Source organism: Dolichospermum compactum NIES-806, assembly GCF_002368115.1.
Classification (GTDB): domain Bacteria; phylum Cyanobacteriota; class Cyanobacteriia; order Cyanobacteriales; family Nostocaceae; genus Dolichospermum; species Dolichospermum compactum.
In genome coordinates this window covers 4,717,668-4,739,732 of sequence record NZ_AP018316.1, presented here as the reverse complement: position 1 = coordinate 4,739,732, position 22,065 = coordinate 4,717,668, and the positions used below count along the sequence as shown (strand labels likewise).

General features: G+C 36.7%; 18 protein-coding genes, 1 pseudogene and 1 CRISPR repeat array. Of the genes and pseudogenes, 16 read left to right on the top strand and 3 right to left on the bottom strand.

All coding sequences use genetic code 11. The annotated features are described in order from the left end of the window. Positions 1-1,201: 1,201 nt before the first annotated feature. From CA730_RS26515 to CA730_RS22105, 3 genes and pseudogenes are all read right to left on the bottom strand, one after another. Positions 1,202-2,701: pseudogene (locus CA730_RS26515) on the bottom strand (helicase-related protein); the annotation flags it as partial. Between the two features lie 727 nt (positions 2,702-3,428). Continuing rightward, a complete protein-coding gene (gene cas6 / locus CA730_RS22110; RefSeq protein ID WP_096670591.1) occupies positions 3,429-4,568 on the bottom strand; it encodes a CRISPR-associated endoribonuclease Cas6 in 1,140 nt (379 codons plus the stop codon). A gap of 43 nt (positions 4,569-4,611) precedes the next feature. Beyond that, positions 4,612-7,506: a CRISPR direct-repeat array (repeat unit 37 nt; unit sequence GTTTCAGTCCCCTTGCGGGGATTAGATATACGGAAAC). A 478-nt stretch (positions 7,507-7,984) separates the two neighbouring features. Next, positions 7,985-8,338, bottom strand: a complete 354-nt coding sequence (locus tag CA730_RS22105) for a hypothetical protein (protein WP_330221276.1) — start codon at positions 8,336-8,338, stop codon at positions 7,985-7,987. Between the two features lie 68 nt (positions 8,339-8,406). On the opposite strand from CA730_RS22105, the gene CA730_RS22100 reads away from it, so the two are divergent. From CA730_RS22100 to CA730_RS22020, 16 genes are all read left to right on the top strand, one after another. Then, entirely contained in the window at positions 8,407-8,712 is a 306-nt protein-coding gene (locus CA730_RS22100) for a CRISPR-associated protein Csx3 (RefSeq protein WP_096671732.1), read from the top strand. Positions 8,713-8,770: 58 nt separating this feature from the next. Continuing rightward, positions 8,771-11,176 (top strand): type III-B CRISPR-associated protein Cas10/Cmr2, encoded by a 2,406-nt coding sequence (gene cas10 / locus CA730_RS22090; protein WP_231939909.1) that lies wholly within the window; start codon positions 8,771-8,773, stop codon positions 11,174-11,176. Then, on the top strand, positions 11,173-11,925 hold the full coding sequence (locus CA730_RS22085) for an RAMP superfamily CRISPR-associated protein (RefSeq protein WP_096670589.1): 753 nt from the start codon (positions 11,173-11,175) through the stop codon (positions 11,923-11,925). The genes cas10 and CA730_RS22085 overlap by 4 nt, the downstream gene beginning before the upstream one ends. Further along, entirely contained in the window at positions 11,922-13,196 is a 1,275-nt protein-coding gene (gene csx10 / locus CA730_RS22080; protein WP_096670587.1) for a type III-D CRISPR-associated RAMP protein Csx10, read from the top strand. Before CA730_RS22085 ends, csx10 begins: the two co-directional genes overlap by 4 nt. Continuing rightward, positions 13,193-13,606, top strand: a complete 414-nt coding sequence (locus CA730_RS22075; protein WP_096670585.1) for a hypothetical protein — start codon at positions 13,193-13,195, stop codon at positions 13,604-13,606. The genes csx10 and CA730_RS22075 overlap by 4 nt, the downstream gene beginning before the upstream one ends. Before the next feature lie 18 nt (positions 13,607-13,624). Continuing rightward, positions 13,625-14,809, top strand: a complete 1,185-nt coding sequence (locus tag CA730_RS22070) for a putative CRISPR-associated protein (protein ID WP_096670583.1) — start codon at positions 13,625-13,627, stop codon at positions 14,807-14,809. A gap of 30 nt (positions 14,810-14,839) precedes the next feature. Further along, positions 14,840-15,406, top strand: a complete 567-nt coding sequence (locus tag CA730_RS22065; protein ID WP_096670581.1) for a Uma2 family endonuclease — start codon at positions 14,840-14,842, stop codon at positions 15,404-15,406. A gap of 24 nt (positions 15,407-15,430) precedes the next feature. Further along, positions 15,431-16,294, top strand: coding sequence for a type III CRISPR-associated RAMP protein Csx7 (gene csx7, locus CA730_RS22060; protein WP_096670579.1), 864 nt, complete (start codon positions 15,431-15,433; stop codon positions 16,292-16,294). A gap of 159 nt (positions 16,295-16,453) precedes the next feature. Continuing rightward, the gene (locus CA730_RS22055; protein WP_096670577.1) at positions 16,454-17,401 is read left to right on the top strand and encodes an RAMP superfamily CRISPR-associated protein; all 948 of its coding nucleotides are present in this window, start codon (positions 16,454-16,456) and stop codon (positions 17,399-17,401) included. Next, positions 17,398-17,913, top strand: a complete 516-nt coding sequence (locus CA730_RS22050; protein WP_096670575.1) for a hypothetical protein — start codon at positions 17,398-17,400, stop codon at positions 17,911-17,913. The genes CA730_RS22055 and CA730_RS22050 overlap by 4 nt, the downstream gene beginning before the upstream one ends. Positions 17,914-17,915: 2 nt before the next feature. Then, on the top strand, positions 17,916-18,950 hold the full coding sequence (locus CA730_RS22045; RefSeq protein WP_096670573.1) for an RAMP superfamily CRISPR-associated protein: 1,035 nt from the start codon (positions 17,916-17,918) through the stop codon (positions 18,948-18,950). 3 nt (positions 18,951-18,953) lie between these two features. Next, entirely contained in the window at positions 18,954-19,571 is a 618-nt protein-coding gene (locus CA730_RS22040; protein WP_035083226.1) for a hypothetical protein, read from the top strand. A gap of 399 nt (positions 19,572-19,970) precedes the next feature. Further along, on the top strand, positions 19,971-20,192 hold the full coding sequence (locus CA730_RS22035) for a hypothetical protein (RefSeq protein ID WP_027404199.1): 222 nt from the start codon (positions 19,971-19,973) through the stop codon (positions 20,190-20,192). After that, entirely contained in the window at positions 20,189-20,656 is a 468-nt protein-coding gene (locus CA730_RS22030) for a hypothetical protein (protein WP_096670571.1), read from the top strand. The genes CA730_RS22035 and CA730_RS22030 overlap by 4 nt, the downstream gene beginning before the upstream one ends. 3 nt (positions 20,657-20,659) lie before the next feature. Beyond that, complete coding sequence (locus CA730_RS22025; RefSeq protein ID WP_027404197.1) at positions 20,660-21,064, top strand: hypothetical protein; 405 nt, start codon at positions 20,660-20,662, stop codon at positions 21,062-21,064. Positions 21,065-21,374: 310 nt separating this feature from the next. Further along, entirely contained in the window at positions 21,375-22,001 is a 627-nt protein-coding gene (locus CA730_RS22020; RefSeq protein ID WP_096670569.1) for a hypothetical protein, read from the top strand. The last annotated feature ends 64 nt before the right edge of the window (positions 22,002-22,065 follow it).

The window sequence follows — 22,065 nt, the reverse complement described above, 5'->3', positions numbered from 1 at the left end:
GAATTCCAAATTACGAATTACGAATTACGAATTACGAATTACGAATTCCAAATTACGAATTACGAATTACGAATTACGAATTACGAATTACCCCCGGTTGCAAGATATACACTCCCAACAAATCCATTGGTAACTGTGGTATTACTTGAACTCTGCCCTCTTGGGTAATTGCCCGTACACGCTGATGGGATTGGGATAAGGAGTGCGATCGCTCTTTGGCAAATAGTTCTAAATCTGTTTGCAACTCATCTAAACGATTCAACAACTCTTCTACCTCCTGTTTTTTCAGTCCCGCGGGAGCATCAGCCACCGGGTTAGCTTGTTCTAACAATGCTTTTGCGTCTTCCGGTGTTAACCACATCGGATTTGAGGGCGGTCCGGTAAACCCCACTACAGCACATTCTTCTCCTAACAGTTCATGATTACGCTTGAGCGTATCCCCACCTTGAGCTAAAGCCCGACTACTAACTTTTTGTGTCAACAAATGTCGCAATCTTAACAACAATAAAGTCGTTCGTTTAGTTACAGTATCCGTAGTTGTAAACCCGCACCTAGCTACTAAATCATTTTCAGAATTAAGCAAAGCTACTTCTAAAATATGACGCGCTAAACCCTCCACCAAAGGATGATTCCGTCCCACATATTCCACCCCAAACGGTGCAGGTGTGGTAAAAGTAATTAACCGTTTTTCTGTCCCTAAAGTAGGTTTTAAAAAATCAGGAATTGACGGTAATAACCATCCTTGTTTTTTCTCAATCAAGGCACAATTTAACTTTGCACAAGCATTATTCACAAACCTGAATACATCCTCTTCACTACCGAGAATTTGATCAGATTCCATCAATTCCTGTTCTACTTCTGTGGGTTTAATTGCCTTTTGTGCAAAGCGAGTCCGGCTGATTTTTTCCCGTTCTACAGCCTTATCCCATTGTTTATGCACCTGTGCAACGGCTGATTCTCCCTCATCTAATAAATCCAATAATGACAACTGCTGCGCGTCTGTACTCTTATCAAATAAAGATTTAAACACCGCTTCAGAAACAGTCGTGCTATCCATTGGTACAGGAACAGTAATTCCCAAAGTTTTATGAATTTGTACCGCTTTACGAATTAAAACTTCTAAAACCGCCCCATCTACGGGATTATCCTGACCATAGAGTAAACAACTTTTTACCTGGGTTGCTACCTGTCCATAACGGTCAATGCGTCCTTCTCGTTGTTCTAATCTGTTAGGATTCCAAGGTAAATCATAGTGAATCACCGCACTAAAATGAGACTGTAAATTTACTCCTTCACTCAAACAGTCAGTAGCAACCAGCACTCTTTGAGGATAGGACTTTAATTCTTGCAGCCTAATTTCTCGTTCATCTTCCGACTGTTCCCCAGTAATGGCAATCACCCGAATTTGCCCACTTTTCTTTTCTAATTTCTGTTTCAAGGCATTTGCCACATAATTAGCTGTAGCAATGTAGCGACACCAGATAATCGGGTTGTAATTATTTGCCAGTAGGGATTGAATATAATTAATACAAGTTTGTAACTTTTGATCCTTATTCCCCTGTAACTCTGCCGCAGCTTGGATAAAAGTCCGCAGTTTACGTTTATCTGCATCCCCATAACTTTGCTTTCCCTGTTCTATTACCACAGTGGGAGCAGCATCTACAGCTTGTTCCTGGTCTGTGGGATCATAAACATAGGAACTCATCAAATCTTCATCTAATTCGTAATTCGTAATTCGTAATTCGTAATTCGTAATATTTCCTATGGCTACGCCACGCGAACGTAATTCGTAATTCGTAATTTCCAACTCCTCCTTATTCCCTGACTCCTTGCTTGTTAAGTTACGGTTTAAGGTGGCGATCGCCGCAGCCGGAGAAGACATGACACAACGAATTAATGCCAATGCTGACCAATAACGTCCCCGGCGTTGGGCATGACTCATTTCTGCGGTAGTAGTTTTGACTAAACCCCGTGCAAAGTTATAAACTTCTTCAAAAAGCTGTTTATATTCCTTGGATAACTTGTAGGGTTCTTCGTCTGACTTGCGTTCAGGAAACGGCGTTTCATTCCCTAACCATAGTTTCACATCTGCCCGTCGTCGTTGGATAAAATGACTGGCTAATCTATCTCGTTCTGGTTCTGTCAGTTTGTCCAACGTTAAATTTTCAAACTCTGGCTGGAGTAACCCTAACAATGACAGGAAAGATTCTTCAATTCCACTATGGGGAGTAGCCGAAAGTAATAATAAATGGCGGTTTTGTTTTTGGGCAATCTGCTGAATTAATTGATGTCGTTGCTGTTGGGATGTACCCTTACTGCTAGAACGGGTACAAGTATGTGCTTCATCCACAATGACCAAATCTGGACAGTGGGTAATAAAACTAGCTTTACGGCGTTCTGCCTTAGCATAGTCGAGGCTAACAATTATGTGGCGATAGTAACTAAATACATGAGAACCGTTAGGTATTGCCCGTTCTAACTTGGAAGCTGTACCCGAACGGATCACCACCGCATCAATATGGAATTTTTCTCTTAATTCTTGCTGCCATTGCTCACATAAGTGAGGAGGACATAAAACCGCTATCCGTCTCACTTCGCCTCTATCTAACAACTCACGGGCAATTAAACCAGCTTCAATGGTTTTACCAATACCCACATCATCAGCAATCAATAATCTCACTGTTTCTAATCGCAGTGCCATCAATAAGGGAACTAGCTGATAAGGACGAGGACGCAATGACAAGCGACCCAAGCAGCGAAAAGGACCCGCCCCACTGCGTAACAGATGTCGGGCTGCATCCATCAATAACACGGCTGCTGTGTGGTCTTTAATACTGTCAGCAGTAGGCAGGGGAAAGGTTGCAGGGGCTAGGTTTTCTAAATTTAACTGCCGATAAATCCCTACCATTTCCTCTTCGTGACCACTGAGAGGACGGAGACGAATCAGGTCTTGATTTTCATCTGGCAGCACTACCCATTGCCGACTGCGACAACTGACTATAGAGCCGGGGGTGGGGGTTAAGGTATCTGTCATCGTTTCGCTGTGTTGGCAAAGTTAGCAATGTAAACCAGGTAGAAAGGATACTTCTTAACTACCTGCCGATTTATGTTATATTAACGACTATTAATATTACTGTTTAGTATAAAGCCATTTAATCAAGCAAATGCAAATTTATTATAAAAAGTGACAATTTTTACTTCTATGATAAGAACTGTAGGCGTTGCTGATTAAGGGTATGAATTTTAGTCTCACGCAAAGGCGAGGCAGCGCGGTCTTGGGGGTTTCCCCCATGAGCGACTGCCGTAGCAAAGACGCACTGAGGTAAGAGTTTTAAAGATTCAATTTGGGAATTTCATACCTCAATATGGCTAATGCCTCCGGCACGCTACCGCGAACGCCACGCAGGCTATCAGCAACGCCAAAAATGCTAAACCTTGGATTGCATATCTTTAAGCATCCGACGAGCTAATTTAACATAGGTTTTCGCTGTGGTGTAAGGTACTTCCAAGTCTTCAGCTATTACCTGTAATGATTCCCCCATTTCCCGGCGTGCTAAAATCGTTGCCCAAGTTGTAGCAATTTTTTCGGTGCGTTCTCCTCCTATCCGTTTACGTTGTGCTGTGAATATTGCTGTCAATTCCTCAATGCGTTCTGGTAGCAGGTTATTGATAATTTCACTAGATGTATTTGATTCTGGGTTTACCCAGTCCAAGCAGGTTTGTCCGAGTCCAAAGGTAGTTTTGTGTCCTGTTCCACAGTAGGGAGCAAGTTGCACTAAAGCATAAAATAATTGGGTAAATTCAATGTTATCTAAGGCAGTTTTAGTTAATCCCAGGGAAATTGCCCCTGTAAAACCAGTGACAGAACCCAGTTTACCTGCTGCAACTTTGACTGATTCTAAGTGGTGTTTGTGAATGATGACGTTTTCATCTATCCATTCTAGAAAAGCTTCTTGTTCTATGGGCATTCCTGAAAAATCATTCCAGCGTCTGAGGTAACTATGGAAAAGATTGAAGGGAACTGGAAGGGGAAAATGATGCCCTTTACGGCGAAAACTGGTAGGGGACACAAAACTCAGATTAATGTTTCTATGGTTTATAGATGATTGCAGTAGTTTTTTGTAAGTAGTTGGTAAATTAACAATACTTATCTGTTTTATTTGTAAGCAAACATCTCTTAATTTTAAAGTAGTTGGCGGTTGTATTAACCACTCACTCAAGAATTGAACTACTGGTTGAGAAATGGCGTTAATCTGCCAACGATATATATGATTTGCTTGCAGTTGTAATTTTTTTCCTGTGGGAAGTAATTGACCTTCTAGTGCAGAAATACTAAAGGTTTTTTCTGACTCACCATCATGCAAATATGCTGAAAGCGCTGGGTTAATTTGGCGTACCTGATCCAGAAACCAAGCGTGAAGTCCAATGGTATATTGCGAGTATAGAGCAGTGGAATCTGTTACTTCTAGGTCAAAAACTAAGCTAACTAATTCGGTATCATCTGCCCATATTAAAGGGGTATTTTTTGATGGGTTTTTACGTTTGTTAGATGTAGCTGATTCCGGCATTTTTTTTGATGCTATATGGTTTTTATGATCTACATTTTACAACCTTTCAGTCCCCTTGCGGGGATTAGATATACGGAAACTTGATTTTAGTTCCACAGAAACAGGCTATAAGTTATTATTTGTTTCAGTCCCCTTGCGGGGATTAGATATACGGAAACTTGCAGGCAAGGTACAGCAGAATATTTGAAAACATTTACGTTTCAGTCCCCTTGCGGGGATTAGATATACGGAAACAAACGATACCTACGGTGCGGAAATGGAAGTCTTAAGTTTCAGTCCCCTTGCGGGGATTAGATATACGGAAACTTAATTAAAATGCCCAATTCGACTACAGTTATTCGAGTTTCAGTCCCCTTGCGGGGATTAGATATACGGAAACTTCAATCTCTTGTAACAGCTTTGACCTCTTCTTATGTTTCAGTCCCCTTGCGGGGATTAGATATACGGAAACGTTACAGCCGCAAGAGTTCGGCAAGGCATAACCAAGGTTTCAGTCCCCTTGCGGGGATTAGATATACGGAAACCTCTTGTGAGAGTGGTGTAAGTATTACAGAAAAAGTTTCAGTCCCCTTGCGGGGATTAGATATACGGAAACCACAGAACGAACTTGCAAGAATACTTGAGATGTGTTTCAGTCCCCTTGCGGGGATTAGATATACGGAAACTAAACCATTGCAGTTTGTAGGGGCTTCTGAGTCAGGTTTCAGTCCCCTTGCGGGGATTAGATATACGGAAACTCCTGTTATTATCAATCATCAAGCAAGTAGACAATCGTTTCAGTCCCCTTGCGGGGATTAGATATACGGAAACCGAGAGAGAGCGTAGAAATAGATTTTTTAAGAGAAGTTTCAGTCCCCTTGCGGGGATTAGATATACGGAAACTTTACTCCTAATTAATATTAGTAAATAGGGTGATTGTAACGTTTCAGTCCCCTTGCGGGGATTAGATATACGGAAACCTGTGGCTGTCTCAAGCTTTGATTTTGTTCTAGGCAGTTTCAGTCCCCTTGCGGGGATTAGATATACGGAAACTCAAAACGTAACAGCACGGGTGAGATTAGGTGCTGTTTCAGTCCCCTTGCGGGGATTAGATATACGGAAACCTAGGCTGGATGTCTTGCATGAACTGAATATTTTGGAAGTTTCAGTCCCCTTGCGGGGATTAGATATACGGAAACTTGAAAATAAACCAAAAACACCTAATAAAGCGATTAGTTTCAGTCCCCTTGCGGGGATTAGATATACGGAAACTTGTAAAATATCCAAAAACAAAAACAAACGATATTTGTTTCAGTCCCCTTGCGGGGATTAGATATACGGAAACCCTGATCATTTATTTGTCTCCTATTCAATAAACAAAAGTTTCAGTCCCCTTGCGGGGATTAGATATACGGAAACGTTGTAATGGATAGGCTCTTAATTGGTTAGGAGTATTGTTTCAGTCCCCTTGCGGGGATTAGATATACGGAAACAGCAGCCGTAGAATACTGCAAAAAGAAGAGTGATTGTTTCAGTCCCCTTGCGGGGATTAGATATACGGAAACCTAAAACTAAATATGGTGAAATTGGGTGGTGGTTAGTTTCAGTCCCCTTGCGGGGATTAGATATACGGAAACTTGATAATTTGGAGCAATCCCAAGAGCCGCAAAAAGCGTTTCAGTCCCCTTGCGGGGATTAGATATACGGAAACGCGATGATCATGAGGAGGATGACGATTGGGAAAAGTTTCAGTCCCCTTGCGGGGATTAGATATACGGAAACTTAGTTGCGAGAGTCACCCAGTCTGACAGAGTTTTCGTTTCAGTCCCCTTGCGGGGATTAGATATACGGAAACTTCCGAGTGTCACTAGTCCCCTCAGCAAAGGAGGAATGTTTCAGTCCCCTTGCGGGGATTAGATATACGGAAACGATAGATTAAAATTAATGTTAGAATCAAAACGGTTTATAGTTTCAGTCCCCTTGCGGGGATTAGATATACGGAAACTTAGGACTAATTCCATTTTATCATTATTTTTATGTTTCAGTCCCCTTGCGGGGATTAGATATACGGAAACTAGGGAGAAATTGGCGATCGCTTAGGGAGAAATTGGTGATGTTTCAGTCCCCTTGCGGGGATTAGATATACGGAAACAGTATAAGCATACATAGTAAGCTTCATAGAGAGGTTTCAGTCCCCTTGCGGGGATTAGATATACGGAAACTGTATTTTGCCCCGAATCATCGATGATTCGGGATAAGTTTCAGTCCCCTTGCGGGGATTAGATATACGGAAACGGTTTATTTTGATGATATCTTGAGACAATCTCACCAAGTTTCAGTCCCCTTGCGGGGATTAGATATACGGAAACGACAGAAGCAATGTTAAAAATAATTGCAGAAACTTGTTTCAGTCCCCTTGCGGGGATTAGATATACGGAAACCTCATGCCCGTCAAGAATTAGCGCAAGAATTTGTGTTTCAGTCCCCTTGCGGGGATTAGATATACGGAAACTTAAAGAGTCTGAAATTGAAAATATTAAAGATGAAGAATGTTTCAGTCCCCTTGCGGGGATTAGATATACGGAAACTTACGCAACGCATTGACTACCTAGTATTATAGTAAAGTTGTTTCAGTCCCCTTGCGGGGATTAGATATACGGAAACTAACAAGCGATGCTGTTGAGTTTCTCCATAGTTTTTGGTTTCAGTCCCCTTGCGGGGATTAGATATACGGAAACTTGGCGGGTTGCTTTTTTCTGTTTTTAATATAGTACAAGTGTTTCAGTCCCCTTGCGGGGATTAGATATACGGAAACACCGCTTCCTGAGTCACCCTTTAGATAAAGGAAAGTTTCAGTCCCCTTGCGGGGATTAGATATACGGAAACTACATTATTTCAGGAAAACCCCGTTTTAGTGAAGATGTTTCAGTCCCCTTGCGGGGATTAGATATACGGAAACACCGCCGTCTGAAACATAATCTGGGGGCGGAGTCCAGAGACGATTTTGGCGGACCTCTCAAAAAACCTTATTTCAGGCTTCAGGTCAAGCGCCAACTGAAACTGATGAAACGCTGAAAGTATTTAGTTGTCAAGGTTCTGGCTGTTTGGCGAATCTCCAGGGTTTTTGACCCCGCTCTAGGTCTGCCAAATTTGTCTTTATTTGACACTCTCCGGTCTAAAGACGCGGAGATTCTATAGAGAGTTTCAGTCTATATCCCTCAGTTATCCCAGTTTCAGGCACTGCCTTAAATATTTGGGTTCTTGCCCTGATTTCCTTGGACCTGGCGGGCGAAATCATATCTGACAAGCGTAACTTTCCGAGAGTCCCTCGGTAGCTTTTTACGTCTTTAGTGACAATATAGTTGTATCACGAATATGGATTAAAATCAATGCAGGATAAATCCTGCCTCTAGCCTTCATCCCTTGTCTAAGGAGTGTCAAAAAGAGTGTTTCCAAATTTCCTGATTCAATCCAGTTTTAGCATCAAACAACCAGTCAGCAGTAGTTTTTGCACAATGACAGTTAGGGTCATGGAAATCGGGAATTGCTTCACCTTTGGGGTGTGTAGAACCAAAGAAAGCGGTTTTCCAATCTGCCAAGGTAAAACCATCCTCTAAAAATACATGATCTTGACCTTCTCCATATAAAGAACGTAACCACACCCACAACCGAATAGCACGGAGGAGATTTTGCTTGAGAGAACCGCGTGCTAACCATTGCAACAGTTCTACTTGGGGGACATCAGAAAAAATTTGCTCAGACTTACTAGGACTTGGGGATAGTTCCAACATAGACTAATCTGGAATAGGCTGCTTCCAATGCCATGTATGATGTAATAGTAAGTGAATCAGTAAAGCTAATGACTACTTACAACATTGAGTTAAAAGACGATATTTTACGGTTGAGCTTTGGTGAACCTGCCCAAAATGACCAGATTGTGAAAGATGCTGCCACTAAGTTAGAGCAAATGGCACGGTCGGGGGAAATCTCTGGAGGACAACTGCTGAGGATTAATGGACCGGTTTCTATCCCTGTGGCTTTTGTGTTGGCACATAAATTAGCCCATATTTACGGAGCAATTGGTTTTTTTGATCCGAAACTGGGTAAATACGTGATTTGCATCACACACAATCCAGCATATAAGCTGGGAGACTTGATTGATTGAACTTTTGCTTGAAGAAATTACTTGAGTCATGTTTTAATTCTTTTACAGTGTGGAAGATGTGATTTCCCAGGAAATGCCGATTCTTAGAGGAAATGTGCATCGCTTAAAACGTGGGGAGGATGTATCTGTGCGTCCGATGATTCGGTCTTTGGCTGGGGTTTTGGTGGGGTTAGTTTTAGGAGAATTAAGAGAGATGAATTCTGTTAGTATTGCGATCGCTTGGTGTTTAGCTTGGGGTAATGAACGCAAACCGCAGTTTGATATTAAGGTTTTGCAGGAAATGTGTGATGGTTTAAGGAATGGGAGAGAAGTACCAGAAGCGGTATCTTCTTTAGTCAATGCAGTGAGAGAGTTAGAAAAATTAGATAAACCAGAAAAATTTCCCAAAACCTTAAATAATTTAAAGCAATTAACTGAAAAATACGCTATTTTGTGGGAATCTAAAATTGGTTTAGTTTATGGTGGAGTAACTAAAGTTAAAAGTTATGTATTTGAATCTGAGAAACTTCCTGATATTCGAGGTGCTTCTGGACTTTTAGATCAAATTAACGTAGTTGATTTACCAGCTTTTTTTAATAAAACAACAGAATCAAATCTATATAGATTTTATCATCAAGATGTTAGAAAATGGTTAGAAAGTAACACAGCAGATAGAAATTTATTAGAAGCACTAATACCAGAATTAATAATTTATTTCTGCGGTGGTAATATTTTAGCTTTTTGTCCTCCTGCTTTCATAGATGACATAGCAAATATCATCGAAAAACGTTACATATTTAGAACATTAACAGCTAACTCCTGTGCAGTTAGTGAAACATTTAGATTATTAGAAATTAAATTTGGCTTACTCAGAGATAACATAGAAGAAACATTTTGGTTAGAGAAATATCAGGAAAGTTATGATCATGAAATAGTAGAATCATACTTTGGTAAAATTGAAGAAAATTCAAACATAGAAGAGAACTTTAAAAACCGTAAAAGTTTTAATGAAATCACTACAAAACTAGCAATTTTATTTAATCAACGTCGTAGCGGTAATGATATAAGAAATCGTCCCACTCGTCGTTACCCACCAATGTTTGAAACCCATCCTTATTTGAGGAGAGACGAAACAGAAAAACGTTCTGCAATTACTCAAGCAAATGATCTTCCTGGAAAACCATATTATTCTGAATCCTCTGCAATTAAGCGTCAATTTAGTGATAGAATAAAAACAGGAGAATCTAAAGAAACCAATTGGTATGAAGAAGGAGAAAACCCTATAAATGATAGTTGGATACAAAGATTTGAGAACTTTTTAAAAAACGATGACAATAGGAAGCAAAAATACAATGATAATTCTAATTTAGAAAAGGTTAAAATAGCTGAATCTTTAACACATTTGGGTAAAGTAAGTAATGGATATATTGCTTATATTTATGCAGACGGTAATAATATGGGTGGTGCAATTCAAAAAATCCGCACTCCCCAAAAGTACCAAAATTTTAGTAAGGACGTAGATAATGCAACTAGATATGCAGTTTTTCTAGCATTAGCTGAGAATTTACAACCACGCAAATTACAAGGAATTGATGAATCAAAATCAAGATTAAAAAATGGAGATTTAATTCATCCCTTTGAAATTATTACCATTGGTGGGGATGATATTTTATTAATAGTCCCTGCTGACAAAGCTTTACAAATTGCTAAAATGATTGGTGAAAACTTTGAAAAAATACTTTTGGGTGAAATTGAAATACCGGAAGTAAAAATACAAGGTAATTACGAAGTAGAAGAAAAACCATCTAAACTTCAAAAGATTCATCGCTTTGCTGAACACATACCAGAACATAAACAATGTAGTTTGAGTATGTCTAGCGGTGTCTTGCTGACTGCTTATAATACACCAATTTATTATGCAGAAGACTTGACAGAACAATTAATGAAATCTGCTAAAAAATATGCAAAATCCTTAAAAGACAAGGGTTTTTATGGAGGTACAGTTGATTTCTTTACAATGAAATCAGTAACCATGATTTCCTCAAGCATAGAAGAATTCCGCAACAAAGCTTTAACTTTTCATAAACTTAAATTGAAATTGTATGCTGCACCTTACACATTGCCTGAGTTAGATAGATTTTTTCAATCCATTCAAGCATTGCAAAAAGCAGAATTTCCCAAATCACAACTATATCAAATTCGGAGTTTTTTAGCACAAGGAAGACGAACAGCAAGTTTAAATTATTATTATTTTCGTCATCGGTTAAATAAAGGACATTTACTTAAAGAAAACTTTGAAGATTTATGGTGTCCTGCAAAAACAAACAACGGTAATATTGCACCTTGGATGTGTGATATTAAAGAAGATTCAAAGGAAGAAAGTAAATATGAAACTATCTGGAGAGAACTTGTAGATTTATTTGGTTTAATCGAATTTGCAGATACTAAATATCCAGGGAAATTAGAACAGGAAACTACACTATGATACAACTTCAAGAATTAATAGAAAATAATAGGCAAATTAAAACTTACACAATTACTGCTATAATTGACTCAGCTTTATGTGTAGGTGCTGGAGGTTCATCTGGTTCTTTAGCAGATAAAACTATTGTCCGTAATTCAGAAAATAATTTATTAGTTCCTGGTTCACAAATTAAAGGAAAAGTGCGTCATGAATGTGAGAAAATACTAAGAAGTTTAAATTGGGAAATTTCTGAATCTCCCAACGCGGGAAGAATGGTAATTAGAAGAGATAACGCACCAGATAAATTTCAACGTTCTGAATATGAAGTACCAAGATATGACAACACATATCATTGCTTAATTAGTCAGATTTTTGGTGATCCAGTTTTACCTTCAAGAGTAATTTTTGACGATTTGATTTATACAGAAGATCCAGAAAATCTACCAGAAATTATTCGTCCTGGAGTAACTATCAACCGTCGTCGTCGGACTGGGGAAGAAAATAAACTTTATTTTTTAGAAACATCACCAGCAAATGCAAAACTTAAATTTCAGGGAAAAATACATATTCAACCAAGTTGGAAACCAGAAATACCAGATTATACAAAGGTTTTAATTTTGATAGGTTTAAAACAAATATATGCTTTAGGTGGTAGTAAGTCTGCTGGTTTAGGTTGGTTACATTGGGAATTAGAAGAGTTAGAGAATGAATTAAGAAATATGAATTTAACAGAAATTTGGGAATTTATGGGAAAAGGTGAGATAAAATGAAGAGAATAGAATTACAGATTAAAGCTTTATCTCCTTTAGCAATTTCTCGACAAAAACCAGGAGGTTCTATTAGTGAATGTGAAGATTATATTCCTGGTAGTGTAATTCGTGGTGCGGTTGCGGGTGAGATTTTAAAACAATCTGGTCAACAGTTTATTGATTTAAGTAAAAATGGGGGTGATTTTCAGGCTTTGTTTTTAGATGATGAACCTGCTATTTTTCAAAATGCTTATCCTGCGAATGTAGCTGAAAAGAGTAGTATTTTCAATCAAAAAAGCATCAAGAAAATACAATTATTACCTACAACCGCTTTAAGTTCCAAAAATAACCCAGGATTTTGTAGAAAGAGAAATGGTAAATATTCAACTGATAATAATGGTGTTTTTGATAGCTTGATAGACAGGTTTTGTTCAGATTATCATGGTTTAGCTTATGATCCTAATTGTCCAAAAGATGGAAAACGAGTTGAGCCATATAGTGGGTTTTATAGCACAATAAATGGAATGTATTATAATGCTTCATTAAGTAAACGTCTTTTAACAAAAGTTGGTATTAATCGCAGAAGAGCAACATCTGAAGAGGAAATACTATACAGTATTGAAGTCATCAATGAATCTGGTTCTAACAATAAGAATCATTCATTTTTTAGATCATATATTTTATTCCCAGACAATTTAGAAAATATAGGAGATAAGTTACATCAGTTCATAAATAATAATCATCAAACTTTCCGCCTTGGCGGTTCAACTTCACGAGGTTTAGGAAAAGTAGAAATTAATGCTAAAATAGGAGAGTTTACAAATAATATTCAAGAAAAAATAGAATTATTTAACTCTAAATTGGATAAACGTTGGGAACAATGGTCAATTTTTGGTAATTCAATTAAAGAGTTACCGCAAAAAACATATTTTACGTTAGATTTACAAGCAGATACAATTTTAACGGAAAATTGGCAACGCACAACGGTAATTTCTCCAGCCATGTTACAACAATTTACAGGAGTAGATGATTCATCTTTAGAAATTCATACTGCTTACAGTAGTTATGACTATCGTTCTGGTTGGAATGCTGCTTGGGGGTTAATGAAAGATGTAGAATTAATAACTAATAAAGGTGCTGTTTACTTATTTAGTACCTCACACCCGGAAAAATGGTATTCAGCTTTAGCTAACTTAGAATTAACAGGAGTCGGTGAAAGAACTTGCGAAGGTTTTGGACAGGTAGAAATTTGTAATGAGTTTCATTTAGTAATGAGAGAGGATGCTGTATGAGTGATTTTTCAGAACAACAAAAACAACTGAAGATTCAAAAAGGTATTCGTCAGAAGGAAGATGATCTAGTAATCTGGATTCAAAATGCTTTAAATCAAACAATTTATGAAGGCTTAGAAGAATCTCAATTTCGTAATTTAGTCCGTGTTGCTGATACTACCGATAGTGTAGAAGTAATTAAAAATTTTTTATTATATCAAGTAGGAAGAGGTAAAAAGTGGGGGAGGGGTGAAAATTCTTTGGCTAACAGAATTATTAATGATTTTAACGACAACATTAAGCCTCTCGCTAAAGAGATTCAAAATAAATTTGATGCTGATGAGTTAAATCCTATTTGGATAGAGTTAATTCGTCGTTACTTAGGATATGGCGCACGTTATTTAGTTTATAGAAACGAAGTCGAAAATTAAGTTATTCAGGAGTTATTTATGCCAAGACTTGTAGTATCTACAGTAGGAACAAGTTTATTAACTAATCAAATTGATGTTTTTACTGATTCAGAAGAATGCTTTGCAGAAATACAAGCATCTGCAAATCATACAGAGGAAGAAATTAGCAATAGAGCTAAAGAAATTATTCTGGAGTTAAAAGATAGAGCAGAAGATAAAATATACAATGCTAAAAATAGTAAGCAAATTAGAGATGCAAGTGCTGAACTGAATGGTATTTATGGTTTATATGATAGAAAACTTGAACAGGGTAAATCTGATATTCATTGGTTAATTGCTACAGATACTTATCAAGGTCAAATCACTGCACAAATTGTCCAAGAATTTTTGCAAAAGGAAGGAATCAACGCTCATATTCAACAACCAAAAAAACTTTCTACATACAACACTGACAGATTCTCATACGGAATTGATGAGCTTTTAGAATGGTGGGATACAATATTTTTAGCACATAAAAATACCCATGATATTTATTTTAATCTTGCTGGTGGTTTTAAAGCTATGCAAGGTTACGCAAACACCATAGGAATGTTATATGGTGCTGAAATTATCTATATATTTGAAGGGAATTTAGACTATATCACAATACCTAAATTACCAATAAAAATTGACTATTCTGTTATTAAACCTGCTCAATTTGCTCTGATGGCATCGAAATCTGTAGATATTTATATCAAATTGTCAGAACTTAAAGGTGTGCCAGATAGCTTAATATCTAAAATTGGAGATGAAGCAACTCTAAATAATTGGGGACGTTTGCTTTGGAATAGAGATAAGGATAATTTTTTTACACAGGAGTTAATAGAATTTCCTCGCTTGATTTATGAAAAATCCTTTCATAAAGATTATGAACGGCGTACTGTTGATGAAAAAATAAAATTTGAGTTACATTCCGCACTTTCAGAAATATCTGCAATTATGCTGAAATTTAATGGAGATACCAGCCGTATTGATCCGAAGTTTAAATACAGAAGATACGAAGGTAGCCAAAAGTGTGAAGGTGGATTAAGAAAAAATGAAATTGACCATTTTTATCTTAATAAAAATGAAGGTTGGCGAGTAAGTTGTGTAGTAGATACAATTCAGGATTCTACACAGAAAAAAGTAAAATTTTTACGTATGCGTCATGTTGGTGAACATGATTATGTCAACGATAACCCATAACTCCAACTTTAAATATTTTAGTCCAAAACTATGACTTATACTCCCGTCTCAACCCTAATCTCCTTAATAGACTTCCTGAAACTACCAGAAACAAAACCAGCTAGTGAATATATTGATGGTAACATCTACCAAAAACCCATGCCTAAAGGTAAACACAGCGCAGTACAAACATTTTTAGCACCTGCTATTAATCAAATAGCTACACCGAAAAAAATAGCTCGTGCATTTACAGAATTGCGTTGTACCTTTGGAGGTCGTTCTATTGTTCCAGATATCAGTGTTTTTAATTGGGAATTAATTCCTCTTGATGATAACGGTGAAATTCAGAATGAGTTTACAATTCCTCCAAATTGGACAATTGAAATTTTATCACCGGAACAAAGTTCAACCCGTGTAATTAATAATATTTTGTTCTGTTTAAAGCATGGCACAGAATTAGGCTGGCTTATTGATCCTCAAGAACGCTTAATCATGACTTTTTTACCTAATCAACTACCAGAAGTTAAGCAGAATCAAGATATTTTACCTGTATTAAATACTCTAACAGAATGGGAAATATCTGTTGAGGATATATTTAGGTGTCTCCGTCTTAATTAATTAATAATTAACTGGTAAATTTATATGTTTGACACATTCAAAAACCGCCTGGAAATCACAGGAATACTAACAACAATCACCGCATTAAGAATTAGTGCGGGACGTTCCACTGAACCTATTGGAACAGATTTACCCGTCATCAAGGACGCATTAGGACAACCATTAATCCCCGGTTCTAGCTTTAAAGGTGCATTAAGATCCCGTCTTGAAAGTTTCCTTAGAGGTATTGATGATAGCTTTGCAGCTAACCCAGCAATAGAAAGTGAATGGTCAATTACATCTCAGGATATGAAACAGTTAAAAGATACCTGTGATAACGACCAGATTTTAACTCAAGAAATCATCAAAAAAACAGATTTAATCTCTCGTCTTTTTGGTTCACCTTGGATAGCAAGTAAATTTCAAGTCCGCGATTTAACCGTAGTACCTGACACCTGGTTTGGACAATATCAAGAAAGAGACGGAGTATCAATAGATAGAGACACTGAAACAGCAGCAGACGGTAAACTTTATGACTTTCAAGTAGTACCAGCAGGAACACAATTTGAATTTCGTGCAGTAGTGGAAAATGCAGAAGATTGGGAACTGGGACTATTGATGATGGGATTACATCAATTTGAAACAGAACAAATTCCCCTTGGTGGTGGACGTTCTCGCGGTTTAGGAGTTGTTAAACTAGATATAGAAAAAATGGATTGGGTTAATGTTGAGAATGATCCTGGAAAATTATTAACCTATTTACAAGAATTAGTTAATAGTAAAATAGGTGATAAGTTACCTAGCTATCAAGACGGTAAACAATCCAAACAAAAATGGACTGAAGCACTTATTAATTATTTAAGAGATCATTTACCCAATCACCCACCCAGAACTGAAGTTCCGGGCTAATAGCTAAAGTCCGTTAAAACGGACTAAATTTGTCAAGAATAGTCGTCTTTAGACGACTTCTGTTATTAGCCTCAGAATTCATTCTGAGGTGGGCTATAAACCACAGCTAAATAATTTAGTTTTAGCTGCCGTTTAAATTTACCTGATTAAACTAACATTATGCACAAAAAATTTGTAAATCATTGCACCATAGATTTAACCATCATTCCCGATGGACCAATTCTGATTAAATCTGGAAAAGAAGGAGCAGATCCTACAAAGCCAGATATGGAATTTGTGGAAACCTATCACGCTGGAGGACATACTATATATTTACCAGGAAGCAGTTTAAAAGGTGCAATTCGCGCTCATACTGAACGGATTGTCAGAACAGTAGGAGATGAAAAGCCTAACACTAAAAACCTACCTTGGGCTAATGATCCATTAAATGATAAATACGACTATTTGAAAAATATCAAATCGTCTAGTGATATTTATAAGCTTTCTTCCTTTACAGATCAAATGTTTGGTAATACTTCTATTGCAAGTAGAATCAGAATAGAGGATGCTTATCCAGATAATTCTAAAGTAGTAAAAACTGAAGAAAGAAACGGCGTTGCAATAGATAGAGTATTTGGTTCTGTTGCTGTTGGACCATTTAATTATCAAGTTTGCACTGCGGGAGAATTTAAAACGAAATTACATTTAAAAAACTTCACTCTTGCACAGTTAGGTTTAATTGGTTTAGTATTACGTGATTTACATGATGGTTGGTTTGGCTTAGGTTTTGCTAAATCTCGCGGTTTGGGTACTGTAGAGATTAAGTTAAATCAAGCAGTTGTGCAATATCCTGGTTGTATTTTATCAGAAGATAAAAAAGAAATTTGTGCCTTTGGTACTAACAAAAAATGGCGAAATACCCATCTTTTAGGAGTTGGTGAATTTCTAACAAAGGATGAAGCAAATTTATATAGTTTTCTATCAGAAGATCGTCAAGATTCACCAGTTGCAGCCCAAGAAATGGAATTGGGTTTTGGTGTGCAACTAACTTGGAAGGAAGGAACAGTTAATGATTTATTTGAGCGCAGTGTAAGGTCTTGGAGTCAATTATTAGGAGTTACAAAATGAAGCCTTTTGTTGGTTATCAAGAAAAACCTTTATCAGTTCCCGATTTATTGAGATTAATTGATAAATTAAAAACAGAAAATACCTATTATTTTCTCCGTTGGACTAATAAGGTCAGTGGAATCATAGAAAACCTACCTGATAAATTTCCCATGTTAGAAGGGCAAATGTTTAATCATCAATTTGAATTAAGATGGAAACATAAAAGACAAAATACTTATGAAGTTCTATTACTAACTATTGATGATAATCATCATGGTTTTACCAAACTAGCTGAAACTTGGGAAATAGAACCGAATGATGAAAAAAAATTCCCATCTTATGCTTATCCTGTTCATGGATACCGTCCCGAAGAAACTCGCTTTCCCCAAAAATTCATTTATGCAGATAGTTTAGATATTCGTCTCATCACAGAAGAAAGTAATAAACCAAATAAACCCAAATTAGCCCAACGGTATTTTCTAGACAAGAAAACCGCAACTGTACATTTTGTAGCCCTCACAGTTGAGAAATAAACATGACTTATTCGCAACCAAACAGACCTACTCCAAAGAATTCATCTCCGTCGGAAAATCCCAAGCCTTATGATTTTGTTTCATTTCCTCAAGAAAGACCTAATTTACAACGTCCTTTTGGACATCATAAATATGATCAAAATCGTTTACATGGGACAATTTACCTGACTTTAAAAGTCCAAACATCATTGCATATTTCCACAGGTGCAGTAGTTTTAGGGAGTGATATAGGTAGTAAAATTTCTCTCCTTAAAACTATGATTCAGGGAGTTGATGCTAAATTATCAATTCAAGGAAGTTCTTTAAAAGGTTGTATTCGTTCCGTATATGAAGCAATTACTAATAGCACATTAGGTGCAGTTACTTCTAAATACAAAGAAAAAGTTCCTGCTGAACGTTTACCTTGTAAAAATAAAGAAAACCTTTGTCCAGCTAGTCGGGTATTTGGTGCATTAGATTGGCAAGGTTTGTTAGACTTTAATGATGCTAATTGTGAAAGAATTGGCTTTTCTACAGGATTTATGCCTTCTTTATATGCTCCTCGTCCCAACTGTGACGCATATTATCAGCGAGGTAAATTAGCTGGACGTAAGTTTTATTATAATATGTCCAAAGCTATTGAAAAAGGACAAAAAGACGGAATTTCTGTCCAACAAGCAGGAAAGGAATATACTTTTAAAACACAAGTAACTTTTAAGAATTTACTTCCCGAAGAATTAGGAACATTATTAATTGTTTTGGGACAAGATAAAAAATATCCCATTGCTTTAAAGGTTGGTGGTGGTAAACCAATTGGAATGGGAACAATGACAGTAAATGTTGATAAAATCAATCAACCGCAAAACTTAAAACAGCGTTATTCATCCTATCAAGTGAGTGAAAATGATGATTTAACAGGAGATAAATTACAGCAATTTATCCAAAAAAAAATTCAAGCTGCACATTCAACAAAGTTAATTCAAAAAGAACAATTAGAACAACTTGCAGCTATTTTACGTTATCCCAATGATAGACCAGCACCATCAGGAATGTACTAAATTATGAGCTTAACAGATCAACAGTGGGAAATTGCTCATGCGATGGCCCAAACTTTAGTCAAAGAAGATACAGATGCTAACGAGGTCAGTAAAGCTGTTGCATATTTACGGACAGTAATTGATAAAAATGATGCTACATCCAGATTTTTAACCTATCTCAAAACTTTAGTTAGAGATGGAAAAATGATTGGACATAGTGGTAAAACCGCTGGATATTATCGCAATATAGAGGCTACCTGTAGTCAATATTTCAAAAGTAACAGTGATGCGTCAACTATTTTGCAAATCTTAGGTTGGGTATCGCGGTTAATGAAATATTATAATAATTCTGGTGTCCCTATGGGGGAAATTACCGTTCCCACAGCAGTAGTTGTAGAGTCAGCACGTCAAGCGGAAATTGCTAAAGTTACAGAATCTCAAGAGTTTAAAGAAGGGGATATCATAGATGCGAAAGTTACCAAAATTAATGGTAACAGGGTAAGTTATGAAATATTAGGAATCATTAAGCTGACTGAAAGAGAACCGAAAAAGGCAAGTGTTCTTCAGGAAGGACAGACGGTAAAGGTGAAAATCGTATCTCTTAAAGATGATGGAAGTATTAAAAGTATCAAGTGTATTTGATTGGGAATTTTTTCCTAAAATCTTGTAAAATTTGATGAGATTAACTGAAAAATTGCTTATAATCAAAGTGTAGTTTTTCAGGTTAGATTATGACTAAATCAAGGTTAGGCTTTAAAATAGGATTTGACTCGTATTCTGCATGGACGCATTGTGAATCTTTTCAACAAAATTATAAAACTTTTACGCAATCCCAATTAACACTCAAGGTTATTACTGATTTCTCTGTTTCTCTGGCTTCAAATCCTACTTTACTAAAGTAGTTTAATAACAAGCCCGCTTGATAATGGTTTAGCTCTACAAAAAGTAGGGCTACCATAAAGTTGAAGAGAGAGCAAATCTAGTCTTAACTACAGTATTAGCTCTCTAGTTTTTAGATAAAGTAGAGGTTAAAAGTAAATTATGAGTAAGCAGGAAAACAATAAAGTGTTATTTGTTACTGGCGTTCGTGTAGCAATTGATGAAAAGCATCAAATATTGATAGCAGGGATGCTTTCGGACAGTCCATTTACAGAAAATGAACAAGAATCATCAACTGTACAGCCGATAAATTTTGCATTTACTCGACAGCAAGCAGAATTTTTGAGAGACAAATTAGATGAATTTTTAAGGGGAGAAGTATGAGTTATCCTTCGTCAGCCCAAACCACTTGGGTTAAACATGATTCGTCGCATTTACACTTGATTACTTCTGATAAACCAAAAAATTCGGACTTGATTCCTGCTGAAATACAAAGATTAGTTGAAGAACTGGTTGAAAAAATAGAAGAGACAGAAAGAGTTATCGGAATAGCTACAAGTTTCCCTGATATTCATTGGATTGATTTTAAGATTAAGCTGAGAGACAACAGCGAATTATCAGATGAAACCTGGGAGAAAATTCAGGATTTGGTTATTGACTATGAATGGAAATTAATAGATGATTCTACTGAAGAATGGTATTTTCGCCCTCAGATAGTAGATAGATTTTATTTACTTAGAGATGAAGTAATAGCCGATTCTGACAAAAAAGAACACACGGAGGTAAGTAAACCAAAAATGTGGTCAAGCAATTCTCCTAACTTTACTGTAGTTCCGTTTCGTCAATAAATCATGACTTGTGAACGCTACCTTCTGCAAGCTAAAAGCAACGAAAATGCAGCACGTGATATTGAAACTGTTTATCCTGATTGGACAGTAACTATGTGTTTTTATGCAGCATTGCACTGGGTAGAATATTATGCTTGTAAAAAAGGAGATGATATACCAAGTCAATGTCCAGCACCATCTCCTCATGATTCTCGCCGGGGATATGTTCGTCAAATTGCTAAGAAACTGGATAACAGAAGATTGGAGAAACTTTATCAAGATTTAGAAAGTGCAAGTCGAAAAGCTAGATATTTAGAGAGTGTAAAATATAGTAGTGCAATAGATTATTTCCAAGGACACAAATTAGAAGTAAGTAAGTCTTTTGATAAGTTACAGCAGATAAAAGATATCTTAGAGAATATCAAATAATCTGTATTTATAATTCCTCGCAAGGGGACGGAAACAAACCATCGTCTTATGCTGAATTGGAGTCCAATCTTTTTAAAAGATTGATTCCCTGTAAAGACGAAAGTCCGTGAGATGCTGGATAATTAATTACATTAATTCCTATCCCATCTCTCTTCCCCGCAAGGGGATTAAAATCGGGAAGTGCTGTAAATAGTTATGCACAAATAAAAGAGGAGGTGGGATGAATATAATTACTTGAAGTATCGCACTTCCAAACAGCTATTTGCTGGGTAAGACTGCATAAATACAATCAATTTAGAAGAGGTGAAAAATGGCATTCAGTAATTTTAAAACCATTGGTAAAGTCCTCAAAACATTTCAAATTACCTACACAGAAGACAATTTTATTAGCGAACTTGCTTTTAATATTTCCGACTATTTCCGTGAAGATTTAGAACTGATGATGCGGGATGCTGTAGTTGATAACTCAGAATTTGCTATTTGCGAAAACTTAATTTATCCCGTTCTTAAAGAAGTTTGGAAAACATATCGTAAAAACTTTATTTTATGGAGTCATCAATCTTTAAACTACGATGAAAAATTATCAGGATTTCCTGAATATATTTTAGCTAAACGTTCGCCATTAGGTAAAGTTGTTTTTGACCAACCATACTTTATTTTAGTAGAAGCCAAACAAGACAATTTTGAAGCAGGATGGGCGCAATGTTTAGCCGAAATGATTGCTGCTCAAAGATTAAATGGAGAACATCAAATTATTATTTATGGTATTGTTTCTAATGGTGCAACTTGGCAATTTGGTAAATTAGAAAATGGCACATTTACCAGAAATATGACTCCATTTACCATTTATGAACTAGATAAATTATTCAGTGCTGTTAATTTTGTATTTCAACAATCTGAATTACAACTAAATAATTTAGTTTTATCTGCTGCTTAGTTCACTTTCGTAAGTATTCAGCTATAGCACTTATTTCCAGATCCCCGACTTCTAAGATAGATTC

Bases quoted from the DNA above. Each gene is read 5' to 3' on its own strand.
- CA730_RS22065 (WP_096670581.1), top strand. From the start codon at position 14,840: ATGACTTATACTCCCGTCTCAACCCTAATCTCCTTAATAGACTTCCTG.
- csx7 (WP_096670579.1), top strand. From the start codon at position 15,431: ATGTTTGACACATTCAAAAACCGCCTGGAAATCACAGGAATACTAACA.
- CA730_RS22085 (WP_096670589.1), top strand. From the start codon at position 11,173: ATGATACAACTTCAAGAATTAATAGAAAATAATAGGCAAATTAAAACT.
- CA730_RS22100 (WP_096671732.1), top strand. From the start codon at position 8,407: ATGACTACTTACAACATTGAGTTAAAAGACGATATTTTACGGTTGAGC.
- CA730_RS22055 (WP_096670577.1), top strand. From the start codon at position 16,454: ATGCACAAAAAATTTGTAAATCATTGCACCATAGATTTAACCATCATT.
- CA730_RS22075 (WP_096670585.1), top strand. From the start codon at position 13,193: ATGAGTGATTTTTCAGAACAACAAAAACAACTGAAGATTCAAAAAGGT.
- csx10 (WP_096670587.1), top strand. From the start codon at position 11,922: ATGAAGAGAATAGAATTACAGATTAAAGCTTTATCTCCTTTAGCAATT.
- CA730_RS22105 (WP_330221276.1), bottom strand. From the start codon at position 8,338: ATGTTGGAACTATCCCCAAGTCCTAGTAAGTCTGAGCAAATTTTTTCT.
- CA730_RS22040 (WP_035083226.1), top strand. From the start codon at position 18,954: ATGAGCTTAACAGATCAACAGTGGGAAATTGCTCATGCGATGGCCCAA.
- CA730_RS22020 (WP_096670569.1), top strand. From the start codon at position 21,375: ATGGCATTCAGTAATTTTAAAACCATTGGTAAAGTCCTCAAAACATTT.
- CA730_RS22045 (WP_096670573.1), top strand. From the start codon at position 17,916: ATGACTTATTCGCAACCAAACAGACCTACTCCAAAGAATTCATCTCCG.
- CA730_RS22070 (WP_096670583.1), top strand. From the start codon at position 13,625: ATGCCAAGACTTGTAGTATCTACAGTAGGAACAAGTTTATTAACTAAT.
- CA730_RS22035 (WP_027404199.1), top strand. From the start codon at position 19,971: ATGAGTAAGCAGGAAAACAATAAAGTGTTATTTGTTACTGGCGTTCGT.
- CA730_RS22030 (WP_096670571.1), top strand. From the start codon at position 20,189: ATGAGTTATCCTTCGTCAGCCCAAACCACTTGGGTTAAACATGATTCG.
- CA730_RS22025 (WP_027404197.1), top strand. From the start codon at position 20,660: ATGACTTGTGAACGCTACCTTCTGCAAGCTAAAAGCAACGAAAATGCA.
- cas6 (WP_096670591.1), bottom strand. From the start codon at position 4,568: ATGCCGGAATCAGCTACATCTAACAAACGTAAAAACCCATCAAAAAAT.
- CA730_RS22050 (WP_096670575.1), top strand. From the start codon at position 17,398: ATGAAGCCTTTTGTTGGTTATCAAGAAAAACCTTTATCAGTTCCCGAT.